This window comes from Stenotrophomonas sp. YJH_SMC_21 (assembly GCF_059369555.1).
In genome coordinates, this window is record NZ_JCAFSU010000001.1 from 361279 (window position 1) to 379731 (window position 18453).

Sequence of the window (18453 nt, forward strand, 5' to 3'; positions counted from 1 at the left end):
CTGGAAATCAATCGATATCCAGGAAGCTGCGCAGCTGCTCCGAGCGGCTCGGGTGACGCAGCTTGCGCAGGGCCTTCGCTTCGATCTGGCGGATGCGCTCGCGGGTAACGTCGAACTGCTTGCCGACCTCTTCCAGCGTGTGGTCGGTGTTCATGTCGATGCCGAAGCGCATGCGCAGCACCTTGGCTTCCCTCGGGGTGAGGCCGGCCAGCACGTCGCGCACGGTTTCAGACAGATTGATGTTGGTGGTGTTCTCGATCGGGGACTCCACGTTGGTGTCCTCGATGAAGTCGCCCAGATGGGAATCCTCGTCGTCGCCGATCGGGGTTTCCATCGAGATCGGCTCCTTGGCGATCTTCATCACCTTGCGGATCTTGTCTTCCGGCATGTCCATTTCCTTGGCCAGCTCCTCCGGCGTAGCCTCGCGGCCGTACTGCTGGAGCATCTGGCGGGAAATGCGGTTCAACTTGTTGATCGTCTCGATCATGTGCACCGGAATACGGATGGTGCGCGCCTGGTCGGCGATCGAGCGGGTGATCGCCTGGCGGATCCACCAGGTGGCGTAGGTCGAGAACTTGTAACCGCGGCGGTACTCGAACTTGTCCACGGCCTTCATCAGGCCGATGTTGCCTTCCTGGATCAGGTCGAGGAACTGCAGGCCACGGTTGGTGTACTTCTTGGCGATCGAGATCACCAGGCGCAGGTTGGCCTCGACCATTTCCTTCTTGGCCTTGCGCGCCTTGGCTTCACCGTAGGCCATGGCACGGCTGATTTCCTTCAGCTCTTCCAGGTCCAGCTGGGTCAGCGTCTCGATGTCGATCGTCGCCTGCTGTTCGGCAATGATCTGGTCCTTCACTTCGCGCAGCGCCGAGGACCACTTCTGCTTGCGCTTCAGTGCGTCTTCCACCCACTCCAGGTTGGTCTGGTTGCCTTCCCAGGAACGGATGAAGTCCTTGCGCGGCATGCGGGCGGTAACGGTCGCCAGGTTCAGCACGCGGCGCTCATGGGCCTTGATCGACGCCATGGTGTCGCGCAGCTGCTTGGTCAGCACATCGGTCAGCGGCAGCGGCAGCTTCAGGGTGACGAACACCGCCGACATTTCTTCGCGCAGGCGCGGCAGGTTCTTCTTGTCGCCCTTGGTCGCGGCCTTCTTGAAGGCGTTGAAGGCATCGCTCAGCGCCTGCATGCGCGCGGCGACTTCCTCCGGATCCGGACCGGTCGGTGCGGCTTCTTCATCGCCACCGTCGACATCGTCGTCCTCGTCCTCGTCGCCTTCGGCGTCCGCATCGGCGCTGTCATCGGCAGCGACCGCCGGCGGCGCCGGCTCTTCGTCGACCAGGTCGTTGAAGCCGACGATCACTTCGGCCAGGCGCTTCTTGCCTTCCTTGTGGGCTTCGTAGTCGTTCAGCAGCGACTCGACCGAAACCGGGAACTGGCCCAGGGCCGCCTGGACCTGCGAAAGGCCTTCCTCGATGCGCTTGGCGATGGCGATTTCGCCTTCGCGGGTCAGCAGCTCGACGGTGCCCATTTCGCGCATGTACATGCGCACCGGGTCGGTGGTACGGCCACCTTCGGTGTCGAGCGCGCTCAGCGCGGCGGCAGCTTCTTCAGCCGCGGTGTCATCGACTTCGCGGTTGCCGGTGTTGCCATCGTTGAGAAGCAGGGTTTCCACATCCGGCGCAACTTCATGGACATCGATGCCCATGCCGTTGATCATGCCGATGATGTCTTCGATCTGTTCCGGGTCGACCATGTCGTCCGGCAGATGGTCATTGACTTCGGCGTAGGTCAGGTAGCCCTGTTCCAGGCCCTTGCTGATCAGTTGCTTGATTTCGGATTGGGCAGGACGTTCGTTGGCCATGTAGTGCTCGCGCCACCGGCAGGGAGAAATAGGGAACGTAGCATTATACCAGCCCGGGGCCCTGCCTGCCGGGCGGTGGTCCCGCAGGCTCAGGGCCGGAGAAGGAAGGTCACGGGACCGTCATTGACCAGGCTGACGACCATATGGGCACCAAATCGGCCCGTTTCCACCCCTGGCGCGTGATTTTCACGACAGATCTCAACAAAACGGTTGAACCCGCGTTCAGCCTCTTCCGGCGGCGCGGCCGTGGTGAAGCTCGGCCGCATGCCCGAACGGGTGTCGGCGGCCAGGGTGAACTGGCTGACCAGCAGCAGGCCGCCGCCGGTATCGCGCAGCGAGCGGTTCATCTTCCCGGCCTCGTCGGCGAATACCCGGTAGCCCAGCAGGCGCTCGGCCATCCGCCGCAACTGGGCCTCGGTATCGCCCGGCTCCATGCCGACCAGGGCCAACAGGCCAGGGCCGATCTGCCCCACGGCCTCATCGTCGACATGGACGGCGGCCTGGCTGACACGCTGGATCAGGACGAGCATCGTGGGCTTCCAATGAACAGGGCCGGCCACGATAGCAGCGCCCTTGGCTAAACTGGCGCCGATGAATCCGCAACGCAAAGCCCGGCTGGTCTACCGCGCCACCACCCTGTTCGCCCGCCTGCCCTGGCCGCTGCTGCGGGCGTTCGCGCGCGCCCTGGCGTGGGCGTGGATCGCCCTCGATGCCCGTGAGAGCCGCGTCACCCGGCGCAACCTGGAACTGGCCTACCCGGAGCTGGATGGCGCCGCGCGCGACCGCCTGCACCGTGATCTGCTGCGCTCCACCGCGCTGCAGGCCATCGAAACCCTGCGGCTGTGGAGCCAGGCGCCGGCCGACAACCTGCGCCGGCACCTGAAGCAGCGCCATGGCGAGGCCCTGTACGACGCCGCCCTGGCCAGCGGCAAGGGCGTGATCGTGGCCGCGCCGCACTTCGGCAACTGGGAGCTGCTGAACCAGTGGCTGGCCTCGCGCGGGCAGATCGCCATCGTCTACAAGCCGCCGGAGGACGAGGCCAGCGATGCCTTCCTGCAGCTGGTGCGCGGCGGCCAGAACGTACAGCAGGTGCGCGCCGAAGGCCCGGCCGTGCGCCAGCTGTTCAAGGTGCTCAAGGACGGCGGCGCCACCGGCATCCTGCCCGACCAGCAGCCCAAGGCCGGCGATGGCGTGTTCGTGCCGTTCTTCGGCGTGCAGGCGCTGACCATGACCCTGGTCAACCGGCTGGCCGAACGCACGGGTGCCACCGTGCTCTATGGCTGGTGCGAACGCATCGGGCCGGACATGGAGTTCGCGCTGCACATCGAGCCGACCGACCCGGCCGTGGCCGATCCGGACCCGCTGGTGGCGGCCACCGCCCTCAACGCCGGCATCGAACGCATCGCCCGCCGCGACCCGGCGCAGTACCAGTGGACCTACAAGCGCTATACGCTGCGGCCACCGGGCAGTAGCGAGGAAGACCCGTACGCAACTGAGGAACACCCCCACTGACGGCCGCCTGCGACCACTGGCCGCACCACGTTGAATACGACGCCGGCGCCCCCATAGAGACTGCGATGTCCGCCTCCCCCGGTCCTGCCATGCCTGCTGCTTCTTCCCTGTTCGGCGATCCGGCCGCGATCCGCTGCGAACGCGCGGTGGCCGAACTGCGCGCCGGTCGTCCGGTGCTGCTCCACGATGGCCAGGGCCAGCGCCTGGCGGTGATCGCGCTGGACAGCGCCACGACCAGCAGCTTCGCCGTCTTCGCCGCTGCCGCCCGCGAGCGCCATTACCTGTTCCTGACCGCCACCCGCGCCCGCGTGCTCGGCGTGGAGGCACCACTGGGCGCGCGCCTGCCGCTGAGCGGCGTGGCCTTCGAGGCCCTGCCCTCGCTGGGCTACCTGCGCGAACCCGGGCCGATGCCCGAAAGCTGGAGCGCCGGCGACGCTTTCGATGCCGGCGCGGTGGAGCTTGCCCGCCTGGGTCTGCTGCTGCCAGCGATGGTCGCGGTGCGCCTGGACCTCGATGACCACACTTTCGACGGTGCGGCCGAGGTGGCCCTGTGCGACCTGGCCGAAGGCGCAGCACATGCGGCCCACGACTACGAACTGGTGGCGCGTTCGCCGGTTCCGCTGCGCGACGTCGGCATGACCACCTTTGCAGTCTTCCGCGGCGGCGTGGCGCAGCGCGACCAGGTCGCGATCATCGTCGGCGAGCCGGACCTGTCGGCAGTGGTGCCGGTACGCGTGCATTCTTCGTGCCTGACCGGCGATCTGTTCGGTTCACTCAAGTGCGACTGCGGCGACCAGCTGCGGCGTGGCCTGCGCAAGCTGAAGGACCTGGGCGGTGGCGTGCTGCTGTACCTGGACCAGGAAGGCCGCGGCACCGGCATCGCCGCCAAGATGCGCGCCTATGGCTACCAGCACGACGGCCTGGATACCATCGACGCCGATGCGCAGCTGGGCTTCGGTGCCGACGAGCGGCGCTACGGCAGCGCGGTGGCGATGCTGCGTGGCCTGGGCATTTCGCGCGTGGCGCTGCTCAGCAACAACCCGACCAAGGCACAGCGCCTGCGCAATGCCGGCATCGAAGTGCTGGACTGCATTCCGGTCACCGGCGAGATCACTGCCGAGAACGAGAACTACCTGCGCACCAAGGCCGACCGTGCCGGCCACCTGCTGGATGTCGATGCGCTGATCCAGGCTGCCCAGTAACGCAGCCGACCTGCTACCGTCTGCGCGGTGCGGCCACGGCCGCTACCGCCCGCCCTGCTGCCTGACGGAGCCCGCGTGACCGACGCCACGATTCCTGCACCACCCGCCACCGACTGGCAGTCACTGCCGCAACGCGCAGCCCGCCTGGCCGCACTGGAAGGTGCCTTTGGCGGCCTGTTCGTCCCGGGCCTGCCACTGGCGGCGGCGGCGTGGTTCTTCGATCTGCCCGGTGGCCTGTGGACCGCTGCAGCCGGGCTGCTGATGGGTGTGGCTTTTGGTGCGTGGCTGGGCCGTCGACGCCTGGTCCGCACCCGTTGGCGGCTGGACGCACAGGGCCTGGGCCTGCGCCGCGACCTCATGTGGCAGCTGGAGACGCGCATCCCGCTTTCGCGAGTGCAGCATCTCGATCTGCGCCGGGGCCCGCTGGAGCGCCGTGCCGGCCTGGCCACGCTGATCGTGCACACCGCCGGCACCCGCATGAGCGCGGTGACCGTGAGCGGCCTGGACGAGGCGGATGCCGAGCGCCTGCGCGACACCCTGTCCCACCAGCTCGACCAGGACGCCGACGCCCTGTGAGCCTGCCGCCGCCCCTGCCTGCACCGCCGCCCACCGGTACCGAGGACCACCGCCTGCACCCGTGGTCGTGGCTGTTCGTGCTGCTGATGCAGCTGCGCCACTACTTCCTGCCACTGGTCGCGCTGCTGGTGTTCGGCCAGCGCGGCGACCGCGATCCGATGTGGGCGCAGCTGATTCCGCTGACGGCAATTGCCGCCCTGGTCCTGGTGTCGGTGATGCAGTACCTCAGCTACCGCTACCGCATCGGCAGCGATGCGATCACCGTGCGCAGTGGCCTGTTGGCGCGCAACCGCCGCGAGATCCCGTTCGCCCGCATCCACAACGTGGAAGTGCGGCAGAACCCGCTGCACCGCCTGTTCGGCGTGGCCGAACTGCGCCTGGAATCGGCCGGCGGTGTGCGCCCTGAAGCGGAGATGCGGGTACTGAAGCTGGACCAGGCACTGGCGCTGGAACGGCTGGTCCGCCAGCGCGGGCAGGCGCGGCAGGCCAACGACGCCGTCGATGCACCGCCCATTGCCGACGTCGACAGCGAACGCGTACTGCTGCGACTGTCCAGCTGGGACGTGGTGCGCATGGGACTGCTCTCCAACCGCGGCTGGGCACTGGCGGTGGCCGCGTTCGGCGTCCTGTTCCAGACAGTGCCGCGGCCGGTGATGGACGATGCCATCCAGCGCGGCGGCCGCGAGGCCTTCGGCTATGCCAGCCACCTGCATCCCGGCGTGACCGGCGCGTTGCTGCTGGCGGCGGCGGCCCTGCTGCTGGGCTGGCTGGCGCTGCGCGTGCTGTCGGTGGTGCTGACCCTGTTGCGTTACCACGGCTTCACCCTCGTCGAGCAGGACCGCCGCCTGACGGTGTCGGCCGGGATGCTCAGCCGCACCCGCAGCAGCGTGGCACGTCGCCGCATCCAGGCCTGGACGCTGCGCGAAGGCACCCTGCCGCGCTGGTTCGGGCTGCGCCAGCTGCGCATCGACAGTGCCGCCGGTGGCCCTTCGCGTGATGAGGACCGCGCCCTGCGCGAACTGGCGCCGCTGGCAACCCGCGAGCATTGCACGCAACTGGTGCAGCACCTGCTCCCCCAGCTGCACTGGCCACCGGCGCAATGGCAGTCCATCCCGCAGCGTGGCTGGTGGCGGCTGTGCCTGGGCGCGCTGCTGCTGGTGCCGCTGCTGGCCGCCGCCGCGTACTGGCGCTGGGGCCCATGGGGTCTGGTCGTGCTGGCCTGGCTGCCGGTCGCGTTGTTGGTCGCACACCGGCAGATGGCACGCATGGGCTGGTATCTGGACGAGCACTATGTGGCCGTGCGCGGCGGCTGGTGGAAACGCTGGTGGCGCTGGGCCGAGCTGGACAAGGTGCAGGGCCTGCGCCTGCAGCGTTCACCGCTGGACAAGGTGCTGGGCACCAGCAGCCTGCAACTGGATACCGCCGGTGCGCATGGCGACGTGGCACTCACCCTGCACCATCTGCCGCAGGCACAGGCACAGCAGGCGATGGATCAACTGGCGGCCGCGCTGGCGCGGCGCAAACTGCGCTGGTGATGCGGGGTCGGGTCCCGGCCTGAATCAGGTAGTGCCGGCCGCTGGCCGGCAACTGCACATCCCCCAGGTTGCCGGCCAGCGGCCGGCATTACCGCGAGCAGGGTCAGCGAGGCATCATCGCTGCGAGGGGCCCCAATAGCCCAGGTCCCTTCGGATCTGCAGATCGCGCACCCAGCTGCCGAGAGGCTTGCGGCGCAGCGCACCCATTTCACCGGACAGGAAATCCTCGGTGGCCGCGATCACCCGCTCGCTGGACAGGCCGTCGCGGTACGGATGGATGGCATCGGCGTAACGCACGATTTCCGCCTGGAGCGCGGCGTCTGGCTGCAGCGCGCGCTGCAGCATCGCCGGCAGCTGCGCCGGGTCGTCGAAATCAATCATGTGCGGCTTCGGCACGCGGTTGCGGAAGGTCACCACCGGCTTGTGCTGGACGATGAACTCCGAAACGATCGACGAGGTGTCCGACACCAGCACATCGGCGGCGCGCTGCGCGGCCATCACCTGCTCCGGCTCGATGAAGCGGGCATTGGCACCGGCCAGCGCGCGGTAGCGCTCGAACAGTTCCGGCGGACATTTGGGATGCAGGGTCAGCAGCCAGTAGCGCCCACCGGCAGCGATATCGGCGGCGATCTGCGCATGCAGGTGCGGTGCCGCACTCAGCCGCTCGGTGAAGGTGGAACCAAACAGCATCACCGGGCGATCGCCGGCCGGCGCGCGCAGTGCGGCGCTCTCGCCACCGTCATCGCGGAACAGCGGGTCCAGCTTCGGCCAGCCGGTCTCGGCCACCGCGAAGTGGCCCTGCTGGGCCGCGATCTCGCGGAACGGCGTCGTGGTGGCCGGCCCCTGCGTGCAGTACAGGTCGAACATGCCGCGCACCCGGAAGTGGCCGCGCGCGCTGTCGCGCTTTTCCACGTTGAAGCCATGGAACAGCTGCACCTTGGCCCCCGAAAGGAAGGTCGGCACCCAGTTGGCCGCGCTGAACACCGCCCGCGGGCGCATTGCCAGGGCCTGCTTCAGGCCGACGTTGGCCACCCCCGGCAGGCTGCTGCCGGCCGCGCCGCCTTCGAACCAGGCCGCAACCTCCTGCCCGGACGCGTGCAACGCCTGCGCCAACGGGGCGAGAATAGGCAGCGCATAGCGCTCCGTCGCAAACAACAGGTACCCGGCCATCATGTCCTCCACGACCGCTCCCATCGAACGGCCTCGCATCTCGGCGTGCATTATCGCGTTCAACGAGGCCGGGCGCATCGGCGACTGCCTGGCCTCGCTGGCCTTCTGCGATGAGATCGTGGTGGTGGACTCGCAGTCCACCGATGCGACCGTGGCCATCGCCGAGGCTGCCGGTGCCCGCGTGCTGCAGCGTCGGTTCGAGGGCTTCCGCAGCCAGAAGGCGTTCTGCGTCGAGCAGGCCAGCCACGACTGGGTACTGTGTTTGGATGCAGACGAGCGCATCAGCCCCGAGCTGCGTGCGGCCATCGAAAAGGCCCGTGACGGCGGCTTCGCCGGCCACGCCGGCTACCGCTTCGCCCGCCTGTCCGAATACTTTGGCAGGTTCCTGCGCCACGGCAATGCCTACCCGGACCGGGTGATGCGCCTGTTCGACCGCCGCCAGGGCGGCTGGCGCGGCAAGCGCGAGATCCACGAGGCGGCCAGCGTCGATGGCAGCGTCGGCACCCTGCGCGGCGATCTCATCCACTATCCCTATCGATCGTTGCAGCAGCAGCTGGCCAAGACCGAGAAGTATGCGCGGATGATGGCCGAGCACGAGTTCGCGCGTGGCAAGCGCGCCACGCTGGGCAAGCTGGTGCTGGCGCCGGCCTGGCGGTTCTGGCGTGGCTTCCTGTTCCGCGGCGGCTTCCGCGACGGCTGGCACGGCCTGGTCTATGCCTATGTGCGTGCCAACTACGTACGGCAGAAGACCATCATGCTGTGGATGCTGGGCAACGGCCAGGCGGTGGCCGATCCTCCAGCCCCTGCGGAACGGCCCTGAGCCGGCTGTGTCACACTTGCCGCGCGTTGCCTGAAGATCCCCCATGAAAATCCTGTACACCAACTTCCACTATGGCGACGGTGGCGGCCACACCACGTACATCGTGTCCCTGGCGCGCGCCCTGCATGGCCAGCACACGCTCCATGTCGCAGCCCCCGCCGACAGCCGCCTGCTGCGCACGGTGGCCGAGGAAGGAATCGCCACCCCGCTGCCGATGGCCTTTGGCAGCGGCCTGCCGACCTTGCCACGACAACTGGCCGAACAGCATGCGCTGCGCCGGCTGGTGCGGGACGAGGGCATCGACCTGGTCCACGTCAACGGTGCTCGTGATCACCGCTTCGTGATGCAGGGACTGCTCGGCATGCGCCGCCCGCCGATCATCCTGACCAAGCACAACAGCAAGCCCACCCGTACGCTTGGCAATGCCTTCAGGGCCCGCTGGGCCACCGACCGCGTGATTGCGGTTTCGGCACACACCGGGCGCCTGCTGGAGCAGGGCCCGTACCGGCGCTGCCCGATCGATGTGGTCCGCAACGGCGTCGACCTGGACCGCTTCGCGCCGCTGCCGGCCGACGCCGGCCAGGCAATGCGGCAGCAATGGACGCAGGACCCGGATGCGCTGCTGCTGGTCAGCAACGCCGGCACCGATGACTACAAGGGCTGGATCGACCTCGCGCAGGCCATTGCCCTGCTCCCCGACGCGATCCGGCCGCACGTACACATGGCGGTCGCAGGTCACCTGCCCAACGCGCAGCAACGCGCGCAGGTGCAGGCCCTCGGCGATGTCGCCACGCAGGTCCACTTCACCGGACTGCTGGCCGATACGCGCCCACTGATCGCCGCCGGCGACGTCGGCTTCGTGCTGTCCAACGACATCGAGACAATTTCCTTCGCCTGCCGCGAAATGATGGCCAGCGCCAGGCCGATGCTGGTCAGCGACTACGCGGGGCTGCCGGAAAACATCGAGCAGGGAGTCGACGGCTGGGTCGTGCCCACCCGCAACGTGGCCGCCATCGCCGCACAGGTGCAGGCGATGTATGAACAACGCCAGGCGCTGCCGGCGATGGGCATGGCCGCCCGCCGCCATGCAGAGCGTGAGTTCGGCCTGCAGACCTTCGCCGGGGCGACCCTGGCCAGCTACGAAGCGGTGCTGGCCTCAGCCTGATCTGACCGGCGCGGCTCGGACAGGGCCAGCAGCAGGGCAACCCAGGCGGCATAGAACGAGGCGGTCCGCATGTCACGCAGCATCATTTCGGTGACCCCGAAGACGGCGAATGCCACGCAGATGCTCAACCCTGCCGCGGCATGCAACCGCGACCGTTCGTCGCCACGCCACAGGCGTGGCACGAACACCAGCGCCGGGGCCACGTACACCAGCACCAGGCCAAGTCCCCCCAGCACGCCGTAGGTGGCCAGGAAATACAGCAGGTCGTTGTGGGTCTCGCCGAAATCACGCGCGACCATCGCCGACACCTTTCCCTGTCCGGCAAGTCGTTCCAGCTCCTGGCGGAAGCGGTCGCCACCACCGACACCGAACACCGGCTGCTCGCGGATCATGTAGCCAGCCGCGGTCCACAACTGAAGGCGGATGCAGACCGAGGTATCTGCCAGGTGGTCGGCACTGCAATCGCCATACTCGCTCACGCCCGCATCGATGCGATCGCGCAACGCACCATCATGGGTGGCGACGATGCCGACGCCGGCCGCGAGTACCAGGCCCAGCAGGATCTTCATCCGGCCAAGCCGGCGCCCCATCACCAGCAGGCCGATCAGCAGGAAGCAGGGAATCGCCAGCAGGCCACCGCGGGTCTGCGTCCACAGGAATGCGACCAGGCCAAGGATGCCGGTCAGCAGCTTCAGCGTGGCTTCGATGCGGGTGAAACGGGTCACCGGCAGGCCCAGCGACATCAGGCTCAGCACACCGAACAACAGGGTCAGGTCGCCGTAGGTCACCGCATTGAACTGCTGGGTGGCAGGCCGCACGCCGGTTTCCAGCGCCAACCAGCCAATGATGGCTGCTGCCGACCACACCGCAGGCAGGGTGCCCAGCATCGCCCGCGCAAGGATCCTGCGCGGCACCCGCAGCGCGGCGAACAGGATCAGCAGCATCGACAACAGGCGTGCGGCCTTTTCGACCTCCGATCCCTTCCAGATGCCATGCACGCCCAGGCTGATCAGCACGCCGACCAGCATCACGCCCATGCCGATGCCCATCCACGCATAGCGCCGGGCGGAACCGGGCAGCAGGCGCGGAGCGGCCGAGGGCACCAGCAGCAGGACGATCGACAGCAGGATCGCCAGGTAGAACCCCGCGCTGCCGCCCTCCATGGTGATCATCAGCAGCGTCGGCAACGCCCCCAGCACCACGGCGTAGGCGCCGGCCAGGAAGCCCGTCGTGCGGGAAGTAGGCAAGGAAAGCGGAGTCACGTGGTGCGGTCGGCAGGTCGATGGCGATAGACCGGCACGGTGCCGGGAGCGGCCCTCATTCTAGGACAGAGCAGGCCGCTGGTTGACGCAGATTGGCCATGTCCGTCGCTCATTCGTTCAGTCCGCATCCGGTGGCCCCTGCAGCCGGTACTCGCGCTCGAGCTCCTTCAGGTCAGGCACGCAGGCCCCGGACACCGCCCCGGCGGGAACCAGCCACCAGCGACGGCGGTTGGATATGCCGGCCATCTGCGCCTGCGAACGATCAATGCACTCCTGCATGGCATCGTCATTCACCAGCAACCAGCGGTGCCGGGGGGACAAGCGCTGCCAGCGCACGGCCGCCTGCAGCTGTTCATGCCAGCGGTTCTCGAATCCAAAGGTCGCCGCGCGGCGGTCCGCCATCAGCAGATTCTGTTCCTTCCAGGCCACCAGCCCCAGTTCCGCGCCGGGCCCGAGACGCGCGCCGACGTCACGCATCAGACCACGCGCAGAGCTTGAATCATTCAGCAACGGGTAGCCGAACAGGCCGTAAAGCACCCAGGCCACGGCCAGGGTCGATAGCAGCGCCAGGTGGCTTCGACGCCAGCCGGTCACCACCAGGCTCAAGCCACCCCAGAGCCCCATCGCCAGGATCGTCCACGCCAATGCATCGGTCGCGCCCGGCGGCAATCCGCGTCCATGGGCAAGGTTCACCTCGAAGCGCGGATCACCCAGCAACGCGAGCGCCCCGACCAGGCTCAATCCCAGTGCCAGCAACGCGGCAAACCCTCCCAGCACGCGCTGCACATCGCGCCGCTTCAGCAGCCCGGGCAGCAGCGGCGCCAGCGCCAGGCAGAACATCGGCAGCGCCGGCAGGATGTAGACATCACGCTTGCCCTGGGGAATCGAGAAGAACAGCACGACCAGCAACCACCAGGCCAGCGGCAGCAGGTAGCGAGGGTCACGTCGGCGCAGGCGCCGCCGCCACGCCGGAAGCGCCCACGGCAGCAGCAGGAACGCGGGTATCCACATCGTTGGCATGACACCGAAGAAGTACCACCACGGCTGGTGATGGTCCCAGGACTGCGTGTAGCGGCGGGCCGTCTGCCGCACCAGGATGTCGTTGATGTAGCCGCGGTACTCGTCCGATCCGGTGCCCAGCGCGGCCAGCAGCATCGGCGCCAGCCACAGCGATATGGCCAGCAGGAAGGCCAGCGGTGCCAGCCAGAAGCGGCCATCGTGTGCGTGCAGGGAAACGCGGGGCCACTGCAGGGCTGCAGCGATGGCCGCCGGCACGATCATCAGCAGCGCCAGCATGCCCACGCCCTTGGTGATCACCCCGATACCGGCAAAGAACCAGCCCAGCCACCACCAGCGCCAGGCCGGGCCCAGCAGCAGGTGGCGCAGCAGGCCATAGTTGGCCAGGGTGATGAACAGCACCAGCAGCGGATCGATCTGCGCCTTTTTCGCCTGGAAGGTGAACTGCAGCGCGAACAGCAGTGCCCACCCCGCGCAGAGCCCGACCTGCCGCGTCCACAGCCGGCGCCCCAGATCGACCACGCACCACAGCGTGCCCAATGCGGCCAGCAGCGAGGGCAGCAGGAAGGCCACGCGCCAGTGGCCAACCAGGCCATACAGCGAGGCCTGCCACCACATCAGCATCGGCGGCTTGTCCGAATACAGCTCGTTACCGCGATGCGGGAACAACCAGTAACCGCTGTCGACCATCTGCCTGGCCACCAGCGCGAAGCGTGGTTCGTCAGAGGGCCACGGATCGCGGAGACCGAGCCCGGCCCCCAGCACCAGCAGGGCCACCACCACGAACAACCACGTCTGGCGCGACGCGTGGGTCTTCAGCATGGGACTCGAAACGGCAGCGGGGGGTCAGGCTGCTTTTATCAGACGCGCGTAGAAGAAACCGTCAGCATCGTTGTCACCAGGCAGTCGCTGGCGTGCCACGCCTTCGCAATCCACGCCGAACGCATCGCCCAGCGGCTGCGCCACCGCGTCCGGATGCCACTTCAGGAACGCACGCACCTGATCGATGTTCTCGGCGCGCAGGATCGAGCAGGTGGCGTACAGCAGCACCCCGCCCGGGCGCAGCATCGACCAGCAGGCTTCCAGCAGGCGCGCCTGCACGCCCACCAGTGCATCGACGTCCTCGGCGCGACGGTGGAACATCACATCCGGCTGGCGGCGGATCACGCCCGTGGCCGAACATGGCGCATCCAGCAGGATCGCGTCGAACGGCACGCCGTCCCACCACGAACCGGGATCGCTGGCATCGGCGACCAGGGTCTGCGCATGCTCGCCCACACCGGTGCGGGTGTAAGTGTCACGTGCCCGGGCCAGACGGCGCGCGTCGATATCCAGCGCCAGCAGGCGCAGGCTCGGGTCACGCTCCAGCAGATGCGCCGATTTGCCGCCGGGTGCCGCGCAGGCATCCAGCACGCGGGCACCGGTCGCGGGTGCCAGCGCATCGGCCGCGCATTGCGCCGACAGGTCCTGCACCGACAGTGCACCATCGCCGAAGCCCGGCAGCTGGTTCACGGCAACGGGGGTCGCCAGGCGCAACGCATCGGCGCACAGTGCAGTGGCTTCAGCGGCAATGCCGGCCTCGGCCAGCGTCGCCAGGGCCTTGTCGCGACCGCCATGCTGGCGGTTGGCACGCAGCCACAAGGGCGCGGGTTGCAGGCTGGCGCTGAAGATCGCTTCGGCCTGCGCCGGCCAGTCGCGCTCGATCGCATCAGCCAACCATTCCGGGAAGGCGTCGCGCGCAGGCTGTTCGGGGAACCCCTCGCGCTGGGCGCGGCGCAGGATCGCGTTGACCAGGCCTGCCTGGCGCTCACGGCCCAGCGCGCGCGCCGCATCGACCGTAGCCGAAAGCGCTGCGTGCGCAGGCAGTTCGAGCACGTCCAGCTGGGCGAAACCGACCATCAGCAGCGTGCGCAGGTCGGCATCGCGCGCCGACAGCGGCTTCTGCATCCAGGCCTGCAAGGCCGCGTCATAGGTGCTGCGACGGCGCAGCACAGCGAAACACAGGGCTTCCAGCAGCGCGCGGTCGCGGCTGTCGGCCAGCTTCGGCAGCGCCCAGGCCAGTTCGGCCTTCAGCGAACGGCCACGGGTGAACACCTGTGCCAGCACGCGTGCGGCCAGCATGCGCGTGGCCGCGCCCGGTGCCGCCTTGGCGACGGAGAAATCGTTCTGCTTGGACACCGCTTATGCCCCCACGCGCAGGTCGCGGCGAGCGTTGAGGTAATCGGCAGCGGTGATCGCCTTGCCGCCTTCACGCTGCAGCACGCGCAGGCGCAGCGCGCCCTGGCCACAGGCAATGTCGATGCCGTCGCGGCCGGCGGCCAGCACGGTGCCCGGCGCCTGGCCGTGGTCTGCCTCCAGTGCCACCGCACCATGGATGCGCACGCGTTCGCCAGCCAGCGTTGCCTCGGCGATCGGCCACGGATTGAACGCGCGCACGGTACGCGCCAGCGCGTCGGCGTCCTGCGCCCAGTCCAGCCTGGCTTCGGCCTTGTCCAGCTTGTGCGCGTACGTCACGCCCTGTTCCGGCTGCGGTCGCGCGATCGGCTTGATGCCCGCGCGCAGCAGGCCCAGGCCATCAGACAACACCTGGGCACCAAGCTCGGCCAGCTTGTCGTGCAGCTGGCCGCCGGTATCGGTGGCGGCGATCGGCAGCTCCTGGTGCAGCAGCACCGGGCCGGTATCCAGGCCAGCCTCCATCTGCATCAGGCACACCCCGGTCTTCGCGTCACCAGCCTGGATCGCACGCTGGATCGGCGCAGCGCCGCGCCAGCGCGGCAGCAGCGAGGCATGCACGTTCCAGCAGCCATGGGTCGGGATGGCCAGTACCGCCTTGGGCAGGATCAGGCCATAGGCCACCACCACCATCAGGTCCGGCTGCAGGTCGCGCAACTGCTGCTGGGCAGCCGCGTCCTTCAGCGACTCCGGCTGGTAGACCGGAATGCCACGGGCCACGGCTTCGAGCTTGACCGGCGAAGGCGCCAGGCCACGGCCTCGGCCGGCCGGGCGATCAGGCTGGGTATAGACGGCCACGACCTCATGGTGGCGCGCAGCCGCGCGCAGCGACGACACCGCGAACTCCGGCGTACCGGCAAAGACAATCCTCATGGCTACCCCACTTGCAGGATGGATTCGTGCAGGAAAGAAAACGGCGCCGTCGGCCGGCGCCGTAGAGCCCGCGCGAGCCGCGCAGGCACGGGCCACCCGAAGGGTGGCCCGGATTGGCGATCACGCCACGTGCTTGCGCTGCTTGGCCAGCTTCTTGCGCACCATCTCGCGCTTGAGCGGCGACAGATAGTCGATGAACAGCTTGCCGTCCAGGTGATCCATCTCGTGCTGGATGCAGGTGGCCAGCACGTCACCAGCCTCCATCTGCTGTTCCTGGCCGTTGCGATCCAGGTACTTGACGGTGATGGTGTCGGCACGGGTCACGTCGGCGAAGATGCCCGGAACCGACAGGCAGCCCTCCTGGTACACCCGGCCCCCGTCCTTGGCGACGATTTCCGGATTGATGAACACATGCGGTTCATTCTTTTCTTCGCTGACGTCGATGACCATGAAGCGCTTGTGCACGTCCACCTGGGTGGCGGCAAGGCCGATGCCCGGGGCGTCGTACATGGTCAGGAACATGTTGTCGATCAGTTCCTGGAAGGCCGGCGTGGTGACTTCGGCAGCTTCGATCAACGCGGCCTTGGTACGCAGGCGCGGATCGGGGAACTCGAGAATGGGGAGAAGGGCCATGGCTGTTTCCGGATAGGGGGCCGGCACGCCGGCATACGTCGCAGATTCTAGCTCCAACGCTTGCCTTGCGCCCCGGTTTCTGGACTATAGTGCGCGGACCTGTTGGGGAATCAGGGCTTCACACCTATGTTGCTTCGTTTTCGTACGGTCGTCGCCGCGGCGATGCTGACCGTGGCTGCCTATGCTACCGCCGTGGAAGTGAATGGCGGGCACCCGGACACCTATGTGGTCCGAAAAGGGGATACGTTGTGGGATATCGCCGCACGTTTCCTGCAGAAGCCGTGGCTGTGGCCGGAGATCTGGCAGGCCAATCCGCAGATCGCCAATCCGCACCTGATCTATCCCGGTGACGTCCTGAGCCTGGCCTACCTGGACCGGGTGACCGTGGCGGCCCGGCCCGGCCCGCGCCAGGAGGCCCCGATCGACGCCATTCCGCTGGCCCAGGTCGAGCCGTTCCTGAAGCAGCTGAGCGTAGTCGACAGCATCGAGCAGCTGCCCTACGTGGCCGGCCTGGAAGAGGAACGCCTGCGCGCCACCAGCGGCCACGCCGTCTATGTGCGCCTGGCCGACGCCCAGGTGGGCCAGCGCTGGGCGGTTGTTCGCCCGACCGTGCGCTACGCCCAGCCCAAGCCGACCGAGGACCTGACCGCCAACGGCGACGTCACCCCGGGCAGCGGCAACCTGTGGCGCGCCTACAGCGCACCCAACCACCGCCGCGGCGTGCTCGGCTATGAGCTGGCCCAGGTCGCCACCGGCACCATCACCCATGTCGCCGGAGGCAAGGTCGAGGCGTCCACCCTGGTGCTGGACAAGAACGAAGGCGGCCGTGAGGTGCGTGCCGGCGACCGCCTGGTGCCGATCGAGGCCAGGCCGTACGACCTGCAGTTCGTGCCCCATGTCCCCGCCGCAGGCGTCGAGGGCGTCGACGTACGCGTGCTGGCCGTCACCGACATGTTCACCGCCGGCGGCCCCCGCGACGTGATCGCGATCTCGGCTGGTCGCACGCAGGGCGTGGACAATGGAACCGTGTTCTCGCTGTGGCGCCCGGGCCGCCATGTGGCGCACCGCATGAAGTACCCGAACTCGTCGCGCACGGACGATTCGCTCAGCACCGGCGCCGGCCGGGTCTCGCTGCCGGACGAGTACGCGGCGCATGCCATGGTGTTCCGCACCTTCGACAATGTCAGCTACGCGCTGGTGATGCAGGGCGTGAAGCAGGTGCGCGTGGGGTACAACGCCCTGCACCCGGATGCGCGGTAGAGTCGACTGTTGGTCGACTGCTCTTCACCGCCCCCCCGAAAGCGCCCGCGCTGCGCGCGGTAGTCGACTGACAGTCGACTCTACAGGGGCGGTCTCCGGCAAAACCTGACAACCACATGCGAAGGCGCCCTAGGGCGCCTTTGTTGCATGCGCTCGATAGTGGGGGAATGACCAAGCAAGCTGATGAGGCGCTGCTGCGCCTGGTGATGGCAGGCGGCGCGCTGGCGCCACGGCGGACCCTGCTGCGGGCCGCGGGCAGCGCGGAGGCCGCGATCGCGCAGGGCGCCGCGAACTGGCGCGCGCACGGTTGCACGCCAGAGCAGTGCGCTGCACTGGAACACCCCGACGCCCGCGCCTGGACCGTGGCGCGGCACTGGCTGGAAGACGACGACCACCATCTGCTGTCCTTCGCCGATGCGGCCTTTCCGCCGCCCCTGCTGGACGTCCCGAACCCGCCATTGGCGCTGTTCGTGGCGGGCGATCCGAGCCTGGCCTGGCGCCCCTCGGTGGCGCTGGTCGGCAGCCGCTCGCCAACCCCGGGAGGACGCGCGCTGGCCGCGCGCTTTGCCGGCTGCTTCGTCGAGGCCGGACTGGCCGTAACCAGTGGCCTGGCGGCCGGCATCGACGCGGCCGCCCACCTGGCCACACTGGAGGCAGGCGGCTGCACCGTGGCGGTGATCGGAACCGGCCCTGATCGGGCCTATCCGGACAGCCACCAACGGTTGCAGGGGCGGATCGCCGCCGAGGGCGCGGTGCTCAGCGAGTACCTGCCCGGCACACCGGCACGCCCGGGCCACTTCCCCGCGCGCAACCGGCTGGTGGCCGGGCTGGCACTGGCAACGGTGGTGGTCGAGGCCGCCCAGCGCTCGGGTGCCCTGATCACCGCACGCCTGGCCGCCGAGGCCGGCCGCGAGGTCTGCGCCCTGCCCGGCTCGGTGCTCAATCCACGCGCGGCGGGCTGCCATCGGCTGATCCGCGAGGGTGCCGCACTGGTCGAGCGCCCGGAGGAAGTCCTTGAGCTGCTGGCCCCCGCCCTTCGCCAGCAGCTGCCGGGCTTGCAATCACGGTTGGCCACCCCCACTGAACAGGCACCGCCGGTACTCCTGCCGGCGCGCTGGGCCGACGACCCTGACTACCAGTGCTTGTGGCGGGCCCTGGACCACAACCCAAGCAGTATGGATTCACTGATCACGCGCTGTGGATTGACGGCGCCCCAGGTGTCCTCCATGCTGCTGGCCATGGAACTGGCGGGAATCGTGGTGTGCGTACACGGCCGCTACTGTCGAACTCCCTAGTTTCTTCACCTCCACAGCGTCGCGCGACGCAGGCCGAGGG

Annotated in this window: 16 protein-coding genes; 8 read left to right on the forward strand and 8 right to left on the reverse strand. The window is 68.4% G+C overall.

Annotated elements, in window-relative coordinates; translation table 11 throughout:
* Positions 1-7 precede the first annotated feature (7 nt).
* Both rpoD and dtd read right to left on the reverse strand, forming a co-directional pair.
* The gene (rpoD, locus tag AC5P67_RS01615; RefSeq protein WP_005411179.1) at positions 8-1861 is read right to left on the reverse strand and encodes an RNA polymerase sigma factor RpoD; all 1854 of its coding nucleotides are present in this window, start codon (positions 1859-1861) and stop codon (positions 8-10) included.
* An 89-nt stretch (positions 1862-1950) separates the two neighbouring features.
* Positions 1951-2391, reverse strand: coding sequence for a D-aminoacyl-tRNA deacylase (gene dtd / locus AC5P67_RS01620; protein ID WP_005411180.1), 441 nt, complete (start codon positions 2389-2391; stop codon positions 1951-1953).
* Positions 2392-2452: 61 nt separating this feature from the next.
* Between dtd and AC5P67_RS01625 the strand changes: the two genes are divergently transcribed.
* From AC5P67_RS01625 to AC5P67_RS01640, 4 genes are all read left to right on the forward strand, one after another.
* Entirely contained in the window at positions 2453-3373 is a 921-nt protein-coding gene (locus AC5P67_RS01625; RefSeq protein ID WP_308310051.1) for a lauroyl acyltransferase, read from the forward strand.
* Between the two features lie 65 nt (positions 3374-3438).
* The gene (gene ribA / locus AC5P67_RS01630; RefSeq protein WP_495214272.1) at positions 3439-4575 is read left to right on the forward strand and encodes a GTP cyclohydrolase II RibA; all 1137 of its coding nucleotides are present in this window, start codon (positions 3439-3441) and stop codon (positions 4573-4575) included.
* Positions 4576-4650: 75 nt separating this feature from the next.
* Positions 4651-5151 (forward strand): PH domain-containing protein, encoded by a 501-nt coding sequence (locus tag AC5P67_RS01635; RefSeq protein WP_005411183.1) that lies wholly within the window; start codon positions 4651-4653, stop codon positions 5149-5151.
* Positions 5148-6686, forward strand: coding sequence for a PH domain-containing protein (locus AC5P67_RS01640; RefSeq protein ID WP_114618268.1), 1539 nt, complete (start codon positions 5148-5150; stop codon positions 6684-6686). Before AC5P67_RS01635 ends, AC5P67_RS01640 begins: the two co-directional genes overlap by 4 nt.
* Before the next feature lie 114 nt (positions 6687-6800).
* Here the strand turns inward: AC5P67_RS01640 and AC5P67_RS01645 are convergent, their stop codons facing one another.
* A complete protein-coding gene (locus tag AC5P67_RS01645) occupies positions 6801-7859 on the reverse strand; it encodes a CDP-glycerol glycerophosphotransferase family protein (RefSeq protein WP_114618269.1) in 1059 nt (352 codons plus the stop codon).
* On the opposite strand from AC5P67_RS01645, the gene AC5P67_RS01650 reads away from it, so the two are divergent.
* Complete coding sequence (locus AC5P67_RS01650) at positions 7858-8676, forward strand: glycosyltransferase family 2 protein (protein ID WP_111118257.1); 819 nt, start codon at positions 7858-7860, stop codon at positions 8674-8676. The two genes, AC5P67_RS01645 and AC5P67_RS01650, sit on opposite strands and share 2 nt — an antisense overlap.
* Before the next feature lie 43 nt (positions 8677-8719).
* Entirely contained in the window at positions 8720-9841 is a 1122-nt protein-coding gene (locus AC5P67_RS01655) for a glycosyltransferase family 4 protein (protein ID WP_111118258.1), read from the forward strand.
* Here AC5P67_RS01655 and AC5P67_RS01660 read toward each other — a convergent pair.
* The 5 genes from AC5P67_RS01660 to def all read right to left on the reverse strand — a co-directional run bounded on the left by AC5P67_RS01660 (position 9814) and on the right by def (position 15858).
* Positions 9814-11103, reverse strand: coding sequence for an O-antigen ligase family protein (locus AC5P67_RS01660; protein WP_005411188.1), 1290 nt, complete (start codon positions 11101-11103; stop codon positions 9814-9816). The genes AC5P67_RS01655 and AC5P67_RS01660 overlap by 28 nt on opposite strands.
* Before the next feature lie 117 nt (positions 11104-11220).
* Positions 11221-12942 carry an ArnT family glycosyltransferase gene (locus AC5P67_RS01665; protein WP_164225332.1) on the reverse strand — a complete coding sequence of 574 codons (1722 nt, stop codon included), beginning with the start codon at positions 12940-12942 and terminating at the stop codon, positions 11221-11223.
* A 24-nt stretch (positions 12943-12966) separates the two neighbouring features.
* Positions 12967-14298, reverse strand: a complete 1332-nt coding sequence (rsmB, locus tag AC5P67_RS01670; protein ID WP_059035547.1) for a 16S rRNA (cytosine(967)-C(5))-methyltransferase RsmB — start codon at positions 14296-14298, stop codon at positions 12967-12969.
* 3 nt (positions 14299-14301) lie between these two features.
* Positions 14302-15225: a methionyl-tRNA formyltransferase gene (gene fmt / locus AC5P67_RS01675; protein ID WP_024957899.1), complete on the reverse strand. Its 924-nt coding sequence runs from the start codon at positions 15223-15225 to the stop codon at positions 14302-14304.
* A gap of 120 nt (positions 15226-15345) precedes the next feature.
* Positions 15346-15858: a peptide deformylase gene (gene def, locus AC5P67_RS01680; protein WP_005411192.1), complete on the reverse strand. Its 513-nt coding sequence runs from the start codon at positions 15856-15858 to the stop codon at positions 15346-15348.
* A gap of 126 nt (positions 15859-15984) precedes the next feature.
* Here def and AC5P67_RS01685 point away from each other — a divergent pair, with 126 nt between their 5' ends.
* Positions 15985-17118 (forward strand): LysM peptidoglycan-binding domain-containing protein, encoded by a 1134-nt coding sequence (locus tag AC5P67_RS01685; protein ID WP_164225333.1) that lies wholly within the window; start codon positions 15985-15987, stop codon positions 17116-17118.
* Positions 17119-17285: 167 nt separating this feature from the next.
* Positions 17286-18413 (forward strand): DNA-processing protein DprA, encoded by a 1128-nt coding sequence (dprA, locus tag AC5P67_RS01690; protein ID WP_049419090.1) that lies wholly within the window; start codon positions 17286-17288, stop codon positions 18411-18413.
* Positions 18414-18453 lie beyond the last annotated feature (40 nt).